Source organism: Pseudactinotalea sp. Z1739, from assembly GCF_049725055.1.
Classification (GTDB): Bacteria; Actinomycetota; Actinomycetes; order Actinomycetales; family Beutenbergiaceae; genus CALKWS01.
In genome coordinates, this window is record NZ_JBMPQA010000002.1 from 293,978 (window position 1) to 306,819 (window position 12,842).

Below are 12,842 nucleotides of genomic sequence, written 5' to 3' on the forward strand. Positions count from 1 at the left end.
GAAGTGATGAACGGGTGTGGCCCCTGTGAAATCGCCCCACAGCGGCCGATGCCGAGCCTAGCCGCGCTTAGGCTTGAACAGTGATGAGCCGAACGGACCGGGCGCTGCCGCGGACGATCATGGCCGCACTGGCGGTCCTGGTCGCCGTCCTGGTGCTCTCCATCGGCCTCCCGGCCGTCGCCTCGGGCACGCCGGCCACCCCCCTGGCCCAGGCACCTGAGGACCCCGGTTCGCAGGAGGACCTCGAGGGCGAGACCCCGGAGAACGTCGCCCATCGCCCGGTGGTGCTGCTCGGCGTGGCCGGCCTGGCATGGGAGGACATCACCTCGACCACCCCGAACCTTGGCCTGCTTGCGCAGGAGTCGAAGGCCTCCCTCATCGTGCGTTCGGTGCGCGCCAGCGCCTGCCCGGCCGATGGGTGGCTGGGCCTGTCCGCCGGGAACCGGGCCGGGGACCTCGACGGCCGCTGCCGCATCCTCACCGAGCCCGGGGAGGACGGCGTGGTGCCGGGCTGGCAGGACTACCTGGACTCGGCCGCCGAACTCAGCTACCGGGCCCGCCCGGGCACGTTCGGTCAGGCGCTGGCCGACCAGCAGATCACGGCCACCGGCATCGGCCCGGGCGCGGCGATCGCGCTGGCCGACCCCGAGGGTGTCCCCGCTGACCACCGGGCGCGGGCGGGCGCCGGGGGGGACCTGATCGACCAGGTCAGCGAGGCGGTGGCCGCGACGGACCTGCTGGTCATCGACGCCGGGTCGCTGCGACCGTTGCCGACCGAACGCAGGGAACGCTTTACCGACGAGAACCAGCCGATGATCAACCCGATGGACCCGGAGGTGTACCGGGCTGAGCAGTTGGAGTTGCTCGATCGGCGGGTCGGCTCGGTGCTGACCGGACTGGACCGGGCCGGGGTGGACCCGATCGTGGTTCTGGCCGGCCTGGCCGACGACGGCTCGGCGGGCCTGCGGGTGCTGTCCATCACCGGGGCGGACGGCGAGGTGGGCCTGGGCATCAGCGCGGCCACCCGGCAAAGCGGCTACGTGATGGTCACCGATGTGTTCCCCTCGCTGCTGTCGATGCTCGACGGCGAACCGGTGGGCGGGGACGTGATCGGCTCGGCACTGCGCATCGAGCCGACGGACCTGGATGCCACCGAGCGCCGCGAGCAGCTGATCGAGCAGGCCGTCCACGCCCAGGCCGTGCGCCCGATCACCCCCACCTACTACCTGGTGCTGGTGCTGATGAACCTGGCACTGTTCGCGGCCCTTGCCGTGGGCCTCAAGCGTCCCGCGGCCGAACGGGTGCGCGAGTTCCTGCAGCGCCGGGTACCCGCGGTGGCCGCCCGGCTCACCGCCTTCACCGTGCACCGGCGCAAGGTGTTGCGCGGTCTGCGGATCGCAGCCCTGAGCATCGCGGCTCTCCCGGTGTCCTCGTTCCTGGCGAACATGATGCCGTGGTGGCGCAGCACCCCACCGGCACTCGGATTGGTCGCCTACATCGCCCTGTTCGTGGCCGCCATCGTCACGATCGCCCTGGTGGGGCCGTGGCGCCGGCACGTGCTGGGCGCCCCCACCGTGGTGGCCGGGATCACCGCGGCGGTGCTCACCGTGGACATCGCGACCGGCGCCCGGTTGCAGGTGGACGCGGTGATGGGGGTTTCCACGCTGGTGGCCGGGCGGATGTACGGGATGAACAACACCGCCTTCACACTGTTCACGGTGTCCACGCTGATGGTCACGATCACACTGGCCAATCATCTGGTCCAACGCGACCGACGGGTGCTGGCCGGGGTGATCACCGGCGTCCTCGGAGTGGCGGCGGCGATCTTCGACGGCGCACCGGGCCTGGGCGCGGACTTCGGCGGACCGCCGGCACTCCTCCCGGCCTTCGCCCTGCTGGCGCTGATGGCTGCCGGGATCCGGTTGTCGGTACTGCGGGTGGGGGTGGTGCTGGGAGGTTCGGCGGTGGCCACGATGGCCTTCGCGTTCGTGGACTGGTTGCGCCCGGTGCAGGACCGGACCCACCTGGGCGCCTTCTTCCAGACAGTGCTCGACGGCGGCCTGTGGGACGTGGTCTGGCGCAAGCTGGGCCAGAACCTGGCGATCCTGTTCGGAAACACCCCTCTGACGCTGCTGGCCCTGAGCGGGGTGCTCACGGTGGTGTTCGTGTTCGCCCGCCCGATCCGCGGAGCGATCCGCGACCCGGGGATCCCCGACTCCCTCTCCCGCGGCACCCCGCTGGCGCATATGGCCAAGGCCGCCCCGATGTTGCCCGCCGGGATCATCGCGATCGCGGTCGGGCTGGGTATCGGCATGGCCGTGAACGATTCCGGTGTGGCGATTCCCGCGGTCGGTGTGGCGGTGAGCGTGCCCCTGCTGGTCGCGGCGAGTTGCACCTGGATGCTGGGCCTGTCCAGCACCTCGCGCGTGAAGCTCGGTGCCTACGTGGGAGTGCCCGCACCCGCCACGACGGCCGAGGAGGACGCCGGCGGCACCCGCGACGCGCTCACGCCGGACTCACGCCCGAGGACGACGTAACCGGCGAAGGCGAAGGCCTCACCCGACCGGGGCGGCGCTCCCGGGGACCGGGGGTGGGCTGCCCAGTTCTGCCCGGGCCCGCCGTGACCGGTTCCGGGGTTACTCGGCCTTCGCGCCTTCATCCCCGTGCGCCGCGCCATCGACGCTCTGCGGCGCGCCGTCGTCGGCGCGGTCCGTGCCCTCGGCCTGGGAAGAACCGGCCGTCTGAGCGGCGTCCGCCGCGGTCTCACCGACATGCTCGGTCATCTCGCCGTCACCTTCGGCTGGTTCGGAGACGTCGGCCACCACGGCCTCCTCCGGGCGCGGCCCCGACTGCACCGACGTGGCGGTCACGATCCCGCCCTGAGCGGTCTCGGCGGTGTCGATCTCGCGCACCACCTTCTGCTTGTAGTGCCGGAACCGGCGGGTGGCGATCGCCACCGCCACGTCCCGGTACTGGGCCGCGCGGTGCAACTGTCCGCGCAGATCGTTCCCACTGGGGCGGTGACGTAGGTCGCAGGGCACCTCCACCACGGCGAAGCCCTGCATCAGCACGTCGATGCTCATCCCCACCTCCACCCCCCAGCCCCGGGCCAACGGGGTGGCGGCGTCGAAGGCCTCACGCGTCATGCAGCGTTGCCCGGACAACGGCTGCCGGGGAGTCCACCCGGTGGCGCGCTGGATCGCCTTGCGGGCCCGGCCCGTCACCAACCCCCGACCCCCGGCCCCGGCCTGCGGCGGCAGCACCGCGATCGACATATCCGCCCGACCGGCCACGATCGGGGGCACCAGGGGCGCCACGTTCACAGCGGTGGCACCCAGATCCGCATCGACGAAGAGCAGCAACCGGGCCGGCCCGTCCTCGAGGTCGCGCATCGCGACCACGGAGGCACCTGTCTCCATCGCCGAGGCCTTGCCCCGGTTCTGGGAGTGCCGCACCACCACCGCCCCGGCCGCGCGAGCGGCATGCTGGGTGTCGTCCTCGCTGCCGTCATCGACCACGAGCACAAGGTCCACGTACGGGATGGCCCGCACCGCGTAGACGGTCTCGGCGATGCGCTCCGCCTCATCCTTGGCGGGGATCACCACCGCGACGCGTTGCTCGCGGGCTTGACCGGAGGCTTCTGCACGCGCGGCACGTCCGGCCGTGCGTCGTCGGATCACGCGCAGGGGCCGTCGGCGCTCGCTCGATGGTTGCTCCCCGCTCACGAATACCAGCCTAATGGGCTAGGGCAGGCAATGCAGGATGACCTGCCGGGGGGCGGGAGTTCAAAGGCGCGCGTGCCGCACACCATGGAAAGGTCAACGGAACGAAAAGGTAGCGTCGCTGGAATGCCCGGTAGGCATCAGCGATTCCGCGGCGTACGTCGGCGCCGGGCCGGCTCGCCCGGGTGCGGTGGTGCGAGCCGGGTCTACCGCAGCGTGACCTGGCGCGAGACCAGGGAGGCGCGGGCGCGGCGCTCATCCGGTCCGAGTTCACCGGTCCGGGCCAGTGCCTCGGTGAGCCGCTCCTGGAACGGGGGCAGCAGTGGCCCCAGCTCATCGGCTTCGCTGCCCCGCACCAGCTCCCACACCGGGATCACCAGAGCACAGGAACGGAACGTACCGATCAGGCGGGTGCCCTCCTCCAGCACCGACTCCCCGGTGGCGTGCAGGCGAGCGAGCGCATCGAGCAGTTCCTCCTCCGGTTCCGGCCGGGACCAGCGCAGGTACTCCCGCCCGCTCATCCGGCACCAGTAGGCACCCTCCACACCCGCCACCTTGACCGTGGGCACGATCGACTCGGCGAACTGCTCCAGCGCGTCCTTGACCTCGCCGGTGATCTCCTCCTCGGGGTCCAGGGCGTAATCGAAGTTGTCGTGCAGGGTGACCTCGAAGTCCACCGAGGGGTCCAGCACGTCCTGCAGCCTGGGACCCTCGGGATCCAGGTCCACCTGGGTCAGGGCGGTGCCGGGCTCGGCCTCGAGGGCAGCCAGCAGCGCGGTGGCCACGTCGCGGCTGGCGTCGGCGGAACTGGACGGCGTCTGCAGCGCGACCAGGATCTGCCCGTCCTTGCGGTGCATCGCGGCGAGCAGGCCGGGCAGCAACGTGACCACCGTGACGTCCCGGGACCCGTACTCGGCGGTGGTGCGCGCCGTGGCCGTGGCCGCGGGCACCACCTCCCGCAGCGCCACCCAGTCGACCTCACCGGGCAGTCCCTCGAACGCGCGCAGCGGGCCACTCACCTCACCCTGCTGGAACGCTTCCTGCGCGGCTTTGCGCGCAGCACGCCGCGCAGCCACCTTGGGGTTGACTTCCTTGGACCGTCCTTTGGAGCGTTTCGCCATAACCCCACACCCTAGAGCAGCGCTGGCCCGCGCCCGCCCGGGGGTGGCAGGATCGATCCATGCATGAACGCGCCGGAACCGTGGCCCTTCCCGAGGACTTGATCGACGTCGACGCGGTGGTGAGCGCGTACTTCGACGTCACCCCCGATCCGGGCGAAGCGAGCCAGCAGGTGTCCTTCGGTACCTCCGGGCACCGCGGCTCCAGCCTCGACGGTGCCTTCAACGAGGACCATATCGTGGCCATCACCCAAGCGATCGTGGAATACCGCGCCGACCAGGGCATCGACGGCCCGCTCTACCTGGGCCGGGACACCCACGCCCTGTCGGATCCGGCGGCCCGCACCGCGCTGGAGGTGCTGGTGGCCGGCGGGGTAGACGTGCACATCGACGCCCGCGACTCCTACACCCCTACCCCGGCGCTGTCGCACTCGATCCTGCGGCACAACGGTGCCGGGAGCTCCGAGGGGGTGCGGACCCGCGGCCCGGGACGGGCGGACGGCATCGTGGTGACCCCCTCGCACAACCCGCCGCGTGATGGCGGCTTCAAGTACAACCCACCGCATGGCGGGCCCGCCGATTCCGATGCCACCGGCTGGATCGCCGATCGTGCCAATGAACTCCTTCGCAGCGGTGTCGGCAGCGTCCCCCGCGTCCCGTACGAGCAGGCCAGTGCCGGCGAGCGGGTGCACAGGCACGACTTCATGCTCGCCTACATCGACGACCTGGAATCGGTGCTGGACATGGAGGCGATCCGCTCCTCCGGAGTACGCATCGGGGCTGACCCGATGGGTGGTGCCTCAGTTGAGTACTGGGGCGCCATCGCCGAGCGCTACGGACTGGACCTGACCGTGGTGAACCCCCAGGTGGACCCGCGGTGGGCGTTCATGACCCTGGACACCGACGGCAAGATCCGGATGGACTGCTCCTCACCCGACGCGATGGCCTCCCTGCTGCACACCATGGCCGCCGGTGGGGGCTCTGCCCCCTATGACATCGCCACCGGCAATGATGCCGACGCCGACCGGCACGGCATCGTCACCCCCGACGGCGGGTTGATGAATCCCAACCACTACCTTGCCGTGGCGATCGACTACCTGTACCGCAACCGCCCCGACTGGGCGGCGGGCACCGGGATCGGCAAGACGCTGGTCTCCTCGGCCCTGATCGACAAGGTCGCTGCGAGCCTGGCACGAGACATGGTGGAGGTTCCGGTCGGGTTCAAGTGGTTCGTGCCCGGCCTGCTCGCCGGCTCGCTGGGATTCGGGGGGGAGGAGTCGGCCGGCGCCTCCTTCCTGCGCCGTGACGGCTCGGTGTGGACCACGGACAAGGACGGCATCCTGTTGGCGCTGCTGGCCGCGGAGATCCACTCGGTCACCGGCCGGTCCCCGTCCCAACTGCACGAGGAACAGGCGGCCATGTTCGGGGAGAGCTGGTACGCGCGCGTGGACGCCCCGGCCACCCGGGACCAGAAGGCGACGCTCGGCCGGCTCAGCCCGGAGGCGGTCACCGCCACGGAACTGGCCGGTGACCCGATCACGGCCCGACTGGTGCGCGCCCCGGGCAACGACGCCCCGATCGGGGGGTTGAAGGTCACCACGGAGAACGCCTGGTTCGCCGCCCGCCCCTCGGGCACCGAGGACGTGTACAAGATCTACGCCGAGTCCTTCGTCTCCGCCGACCACCTGGAGCAGGTCCAGCAGGCCGCGCGCGGCGTGGTCACCGACGCGCTGGCCACCTGACACCTTCCGCGGTCCGACGTGACGTCGTCTGCCCCGGGTTCAGGTGCTCAGGCTCTGCCCCGGGGCCAGCACCATGAACTCCCCGCCACGCTGGGCGGCCACCTCACCGAGGCGGTCATAGACGATGCCGCGACCGGGCTCTGAGGCATGCACCTCGTGGATCGGGATCACCCTGGACGCCTGCGCGGCGAGCACGTAGTCCATCACCTCACCCAACTTCAGCCAGGGGCCGCTGATCGGCGCGGCCAGCACCGCCACCGGCCCGGTGGGTGCCTCCAGGCTGTCTCCGGGGTGGTAGAAGTCCTGGCCGACCCGCACCGTCAGGTTGTCCACCTGCGGGATGCTGTGGTGGATCGGCGCGTGCAGCCCGCCCCCGAAGGTGACGTCGAACGGCCCGAACCGGCCGTTGGTGCCGGGCTGGACCACCTGCACCTCGACCGCGGGCAGGGCCTGGGCGGCACCTTCCGGACCAAGGATCGGTGCGCCCGGGTTCGCCTCCTGCAGTGCCTGCAGATTGTCGGTGCCCGCGTGGTCGGGGTGCTCATGGGTGAGGATCACCGCGACCACGCCGGTGAGTTCGGGAAGCGTGGTGAACGAACCCGGGTCGATGACCAGTCGGGCGGCCTCATCCTCCAGCGCGACGCAGGCGTGTGCGTACTTCGTGATCTTCATCGTTCACCCCACTCATCCCGTCGGCCTGGGCCGGACCGCCCGGCCCGGCGGTATGCGCTTGTCTGCCTACAGGGGGACCCTACTGCCTGTGCTTGCGCCGAACCGCCGGATGTGGACCAGGTCCGGTGCGCAGATGCTGCGGACTCAGGCCCAGGCCGAGCGCACGTCACCCTCCGTGGACTGGTAGGTCTGAGCGGAGGCCTCCACCCTCCCGGCCAGCACCCCGAGCAGATCCACCATCTCGGTGATCTCGATGTCCCACTCTCGTTGCCGCCCCTGGTAGGCCTGCGCGGCGGCACCGGTCCACTCCGTTTCCAGCGGACGCAGCTGCGCCACCATCCCGTCGAGGAGTTCGCGCATCGCGGTGGTGGCGGCCTCGAGGTCGTCCGCCGCCTGGTGCACCACATCGAAGGTGACGACGATCGGCTCGCTCATTCCGTGCTCCTCCTCACTCCGGGCCCAGGCCGCGCAGTTGCTCGGCGGCGTCGGCGGCGCGCTCCATGCTGGCGCGCAGGTCGGCGAAGGCCTCGTTGAGTTCGGAGAAGCGCTCGCCACCGGTGGCCTCATCGTGCTCGGCCATCTCGGCGGTGATCGTCACCAGGTTCTGGGCGGTCACGTCCTGGATCCGCTGGGCCAGTGGGGAGTCGTCCTCTCCGGAGAGCACCGCGGCCAGGGTGGTCTCCCCCCGGTCGATCCGGCCCTGCAAGTCCTGCCAGTCACGCCCGTGCTCCCCACGCCGGGCAGCAGCCGCCCGCTCGGCATCCATCTGCCTGCTCTCCTGGGCGAACCGCTCCCGCTCGGCGGCCTGCTCCTGCGCGGTCTGGCGGGCGTCCTCTGTGGCCGCGCGGATGTCGGCCAGCAACTCGTCGATCTCACTGCGGTCGAAACTCATGGTTGGACTCCGAATGCCGTGGCGGTGGCCGCGTCTCCGGCGGCAACCGTGCGTACCCGGTTGACGTAGGAGATGCTCTGCGCGATGAGCTTGATCAGGTAGGCCAGGCGGGTGAGCACCACGATCACGCTGCGGAACCGCTCCACGGTGTCCACCACCGTCTGGATCAGCCGGATGCCCTGGTTGATCTTGCGGATAGCGGTGGCCGAGCTGATCACGCCATCGATGGCCCCCACTGCCCAGCCCACCACCGGTACCGCCATCTGGGCGGCCGCGCGGGTGAGCCAGTCCCCCAGGAAGCCCAGGATGCCGGCGATGGCCTCGGCGGTGGACTTGGTCAGTTCCACCAGCGCCCCGGTCACCTCGGCCATCGCCGCGCAGCCCTCGCCGTACTGGGCGAAACTGTCCCCGATCTCCTGCATACGCCCGGAATAGGCTTCAGCGGCCTCCCCCGTCCAGCCGGCCGGGTTCGCCGCCGCGGCGAAGTTGCGGCCCACCGCCTCCGAAGCGTGCTGGGCGTGGCTCCACGCCTGCTCCCCCGAGGAGAGACCCACCCAGTCGCCGGCGATGGGCTCCACGAGACTTCGGATCGCCGAGGTCCCGGTGAGTTGTTCCAGCAACCAGTCCAACCCGCCCAGCAACGGTCCGGCCTTCCACCGCAGCCCCTCGCCGAAGTCATCCGTGGAGGGGGTGGGGCTGACCAGGCCCAACGAGGCGTTTTCGAGTTCGCGTACCGTCATCGGTCCTGTGCCCAATCGTGAGAGGCGGTGTTGTCCGGCCCACCGGCCGTAGCGCGCACCGTCTGCAGGGACTCCCCCGTCTCCATCGCGGCATTGACCGCGTCGTAGGCCCCCCGACTCTGTCCGTACAGCCCGGCCACGTCCTGACCCGCCTGCCAGGTACGCACGCTCATGTTGTTGTCCACCCAGGAACTCGCGTACGGGGCCTCCGGGGCCCTGCTCGTGGTGGTCAGGCCGCTGTCGTAACTTTCCCCCCACGCGGCGTACTGGCGTTGCTCGAACCGGTCCCGCAGGCTGGAGGTGGCACCGTGCTGGCCCCAGCGGTCGTCCGCGGCCTCCCAGGCAGAATCCACGGCGTTGTTCATCATGACGTCGAAGGGGCGGCGCACCCGGAAGTTGTCGAAAGCCTGCACCCCACCGGGTAACTCAGTGCGCGGCATTACCCGGTTGGCGTAGCCGTCGGCACCGGTCTTACCGGCACCGTCGACCAGGGAACGCGTGGTGTCGATCGAACTGACGGTGTGCTCGCGCAGATTGGACCAGATGCCGGAGCCCTCCGGCGCCTCACCGGGGCCGATCACTCCGGTGGCCGGAGGCAACTCCACACCGGAGCCCGGAGGCGGTGCGGCCGGGACGTCGATTCCGGAGCCCGCGCACGCATCCTCCAGTCCGGCCCGGCACTCCTCATCGGCGTCCAGGTAGGCCTGCCTGGACTCCTCGGCCACCTGGGCGACGGCTTCGCACACCGCCTTACCCTGGGCGAATCCCTGTACCGCGTTCTCCCGCCCGGAGTCATACATCGGTGCCAGGAAGGCCATGATCAGCCCGCCTACGTCGTTCAGCGTGGTGTGGCTCTCCAGGTGGCCCCTGATCGCGTCAACGTGCTCACCCTGGCGTTCGGCCAGTTGTCTGATGAGTTCGAGCGTGTCGGGATCGACCATGAACTCCGTCATTCAAACCTCCGGTCACCACAGGGAACTCCCCGCCACAATGGTTCGCACGCTACTGCGGGCGCTACCGGCGCGGAATGGGGAGAGGTACCCATCAGCACCGCGATCGCTACAGTGCGTTCCCATGCGCACGGTACGGAGCATCGGCAATGCCGCCTTGGCCGTGTGGCTGGCACTGGCGCTCACCGTGGCCCGGATCGCCCCGATCGCGCTGATGTTCGCGCTCGTCGCCGTGCCCTACCGGGTGGCGGGGACGTTGGTGGTGATCGTCGGCGTGGTGCTGGTGGTGCACACCGTCTCGGCGGCCCGCGCAGCGGTGCTGGATCGTGGCGACCACCAGGCCCTTCCCGACGACGACTACGTCGTGCAGGTGGCCGAGGAGGCCCGTGCACAGGGCCTGCCGGTGCCCACTGTGCTCCACCTGGAAGGCCGGTCGGACCGCGCACAGGATCCCGTGACCATCCGCGGATGGCGCTGGTGCTTCGTCCTCACCCCTGCCGGGGTGGACCCGCGGGACCTGGTCCATCAGGTGGGCCCCGACCTGCGCGATGGCACCGCCAGGATCCGGGTGCTGCTGTGGGCCTTCGATCTGGCGGTCACCGACTGGCGGGTGGTCCTGCGGATGATGGCCACCCCGTTCCGCAAGGGCGTGCGCACGGACCTACGCCTGTACCTGTTCCCGCTCCTGCTGTTGTCGCCGCTGGCCCTGACCGGGTACCTCATTGCTCGGGTGCTCGGCGCGGTCACCGGGATGCTGCTGCCCCGCCGGTTCCGCCGCGCCATGCCCGCGCCCGTCTCGGCCGGTGTCCGGGCCGAGCCCGGCAGCCATGATCCCGCCCTGCCCGAGGTCGGGCCCAGCACACCGAACTGGCGGCGCGTCCCCGACCTGCGCCCGATCGAGTCCCTGCTGGGTCCCAGCGCCCGCGTGATCATCGCGCTGCTGGTCACCCTCCCCGGGACCTACCAGGGCCTGGGTGTCCTGCCCGCTGAACGCACCGCATGGGCCTGGGAGGAGGGCCCCGCGTGGGCGGAGGTGGTCGATGTGGTCCATACCGAGCGCTCCGACGGACTGTTGGAACAGTTGGGGATCCGGCACAACTCGACGTGGCGCCCGCAGGTCGCCCTGCCGGACGCCTCACATGTGTGGCTGGCGGAGGGCACCACCCCGGTGGAACCGGGTGAGTCGATCCAGGTCATGTCCTGGACAGCCGTGGACGGTGAACACCACCGCCACCCGCGGCAGACGTCATGGACCCGGTACATCGTGATGAGCCTGCTGATGCTGGGGGCTTCGGTAGGCCTCTCGCTACCGTTCGCGACCTCCTTCCCCACGCTCCTCGGGCTAGCGGGCAACATCAGGCTGCGCCGGCTCGACCATGACCAACGCGTGCTGACCGGCCGCCGGCACCGTCGTCGCCGGCCCTGGAGCCGCCTCGGCAAACGGTTCGCAGACCTGCTGTGAGCGCCGAAGCCCGCCGGGATGGCCGGCGCACCGATGTCGCGACCCCGGGTAGCAGTCCGGGGCCGCGGCACGCAGACTGCTGGGTAGGGGAAGCAGCGCCGCACCGAGGCAGGACGGAGTGATCCATGGGCTGGGACCGCGAGCAGGCACGGCAGGTCAAGGCGCAGGCAGCCGACTACGTGACCGACCTGGTCGGCCATCTGGACGTGACGATGGCCCACCGCTACGGAGGGTCCACGATCGGGACGATCCCGGGGCCGGCCACCGTGGGGATCGCACTCGGCCTGGCCCCGGCCGCCGACGGTTCCTACCGGTTGGCGCTGCGGTACCGGCTGGGCACCCCGACGGCCAGGATGGCCGCCCGCCGCCTGAGCGAGCAGTTCGGGCCGGACCTGGACGTGCGGCACACCGGCAGGGTTCGTGCGTGGCCCGGTCCCGCACTGGCCGGGGTGGGGTTGCCCCGGTCGATCGCAGCCGAACTGACCGAGCGCACCCGGCCGTTGCGGCCCGGACTGTCGGTTGCGCACACCGGTGTCAGTGCCGGCACGCTGGGGGCGTTCGTGCGCCACGAGGGGGCTGTGCACGTGCTGTCCAACCACCACGTGCTGGTCGGGGAGGCCGGAACGCTCGGTGATCCGGTCGTGCAGCCCGGCCCTGCCGACGGCGGCACGGATCCGGCCGACCGGATCGGCGCCCTGGCAGGGCTGGTCGACCTGGTGCCCGGTCAGGTCGCCACGGTCGACGCCGCCATCGCCGCCCTCGAGCCGGACCTCGCAGCAGAGGCTGTCACCGCCTACCCCGGTGGTGAGCTGACCGGCACCACGCAGGTGGACGGCGGAGAGCAGGTGGCTAAGATCGGGCGCACCACCGGGCTCACCCACGGCGTGGTCACCGCGATCGAACTGGATGGTCTGCTGGTGGACTTCGGCCCCGGCCTGGGCACGCTGGCCTTCGACGGCCAGATCGAGGTGGAGGGCACCGGGGCGGACGCCTTCTCCGCCGGCGGGGACTCCGGATCGCTCGTCTACCTCACCGAGGAGACCTCAGCGGTGGGGCTGCTGTTCGCCGGCAGCACCGGCGGGGGGAGCGCCGGGCAGGGGCTGACCTTCCTGAACCCGATCCAGGAGGTCCTGACCCGTCTGGATGTCTCCTTGCTCGCCAGGGACGACGGCGCACAGCCAGCGGCCCCGGACCGGCACCGTGGAGAGGGAGCGGGACCGTGACTACCGGATCGCCCCGAGGCGACGAGGCGCCGGCCGGGGTCCCTCGAGCGCAGGCGCACGAAGCGAAGGAAGCGCTCGGGGCCGCCTTGGCCGATGAACCGGGTGTGTGCGGGCTGGGCCTGGGCCGGGCCGACGACGGCGGGTGGGTCGTGGTGGTCAACGTCGCCGGCGTGGAGGTCGGTTCCCGTATCCCCAGCCGCGTCGGGGCGACCCCGGTGCTGACCCGGGTGACCGGCACGATCCGCGCGGCCGGCGAGCCCGGCCGCGCCACCACGTGCGGGAACAGCGACGAGTGACCGCCGGTGGGCGATCCGCGCGGGC

General features: G+C 71.0%; 12 protein-coding genes. 5 read left to right on the top strand and 7 right to left on the bottom strand.

All coding sequences use genetic code 11. The annotated features are described in order from the left end of the window. Window positions 1-83: 83 nt before the first annotated feature. Window positions 84-2,537, top strand: coding sequence for a hypothetical protein (locus ACO0LV_RS03825; protein WP_424786539.1), 2,454 nt, complete (start codon window positions 84-86; stop codon window positions 2,535-2,537). A gap of 99 nt (window positions 2,538-2,636) precedes the next feature. On the opposite strand, the gene ACO0LV_RS03830 is transcribed toward ACO0LV_RS03825, so the two are convergent. Beyond that, a complete protein-coding gene (locus tag ACO0LV_RS03830; RefSeq protein ID WP_424786540.1) occupies window positions 2,637-3,725 on the bottom strand; it encodes a glycosyltransferase family 2 protein in 1,089 nt (362 codons plus the stop codon). A gap of 203 nt (window positions 3,726-3,928) precedes the next feature. Further along, window positions 3,929-4,843: a DUF5926 family protein gene (locus ACO0LV_RS03835; RefSeq protein WP_424786541.1), complete on the bottom strand. Its 915-nt coding sequence runs from the start codon at window positions 4,841-4,843 to the stop codon at window positions 3,929-3,931. A gap of 59 nt (window positions 4,844-4,902) precedes the next feature. Here ACO0LV_RS03835 and pgm point away from each other — a divergent pair, with 59 nt between their 5' ends. Beyond that, window positions 4,903-6,582, top strand: a complete 1,680-nt coding sequence (gene pgm / locus ACO0LV_RS03840) for a phosphoglucomutase (alpha-D-glucose-1,6-bisphosphate-dependent) (protein WP_424786542.1) — start codon at window positions 4,903-4,905, stop codon at window positions 6,580-6,582. Window positions 6,583-6,621: 39 nt separating this feature from the next. Here pgm and ACO0LV_RS03845 read toward each other — a convergent pair whose 3' ends face one another. The 5 genes from ACO0LV_RS03845 to ACO0LV_RS03865 form a co-directional block, all read right to left on the bottom strand. Continuing rightward, window positions 6,622-7,254, bottom strand: a complete 633-nt coding sequence (locus ACO0LV_RS03845; protein ID WP_424786543.1) for an MBL fold metallo-hydrolase — start codon at window positions 7,252-7,254, stop codon at window positions 6,622-6,624. A 144-nt stretch (window positions 7,255-7,398) separates the two neighbouring features. After that, entirely contained in the window at window positions 7,399-7,689 is a 291-nt protein-coding gene (locus tag ACO0LV_RS03850) for a WXG100 family type VII secretion target (protein WP_424786544.1), read from the bottom strand. A 13-nt stretch (window positions 7,690-7,702) separates the two neighbouring features. Beyond that, window positions 7,703-8,146 (bottom strand): hypothetical protein, encoded by a 444-nt coding sequence (locus ACO0LV_RS03855; protein WP_424786545.1) that lies wholly within the window; start codon window positions 8,144-8,146, stop codon window positions 7,703-7,705. Beyond that, a complete protein-coding gene (locus ACO0LV_RS03860) occupies window positions 8,143-8,886 on the bottom strand; it encodes a hypothetical protein (protein ID WP_424786546.1) in 744 nt (247 codons plus the stop codon). The genes ACO0LV_RS03855 and ACO0LV_RS03860 overlap by 4 nt, the downstream gene beginning before the upstream one ends. Next, window positions 8,883-9,839, bottom strand: a complete 957-nt coding sequence (locus ACO0LV_RS03865) for a hypothetical protein (protein ID WP_424786547.1) — start codon at window positions 9,837-9,839, stop codon at window positions 8,883-8,885. Before ACO0LV_RS03865 ends, ACO0LV_RS03860 begins: the two co-directional genes overlap by 4 nt. Window positions 9,840-9,960: 121 nt before the next feature. Between ACO0LV_RS03865 and ACO0LV_RS03870 the strand changes: the two genes are divergently transcribed. From ACO0LV_RS03870 to ACO0LV_RS03880, 3 genes are all read left to right on the top strand, one after another. Next, the gene (locus ACO0LV_RS03870; protein ID WP_424786548.1) at window positions 9,961-11,298 is read left to right on the top strand and encodes a hypothetical protein; all 1,338 of its coding nucleotides are present in this window, start codon (window positions 9,961-9,963) and stop codon (window positions 11,296-11,298) included. 125 nt (window positions 11,299-11,423) lie between these two features. Further along, the gene (locus ACO0LV_RS03875; protein WP_424786549.1) at window positions 11,424-12,521 is read left to right on the top strand and encodes a hypothetical protein; all 1,098 of its coding nucleotides are present in this window, start codon (window positions 11,424-11,426) and stop codon (window positions 12,519-12,521) included. Then, entirely contained in the window at window positions 12,518-12,817 is a 300-nt protein-coding gene (locus tag ACO0LV_RS03880; protein WP_424786550.1) for a hypothetical protein, read from the top strand. Before ACO0LV_RS03875 ends, ACO0LV_RS03880 begins: the two co-directional genes overlap by 4 nt. The last annotated feature ends 25 nt before the right edge of the window (window positions 12,818-12,842 follow it).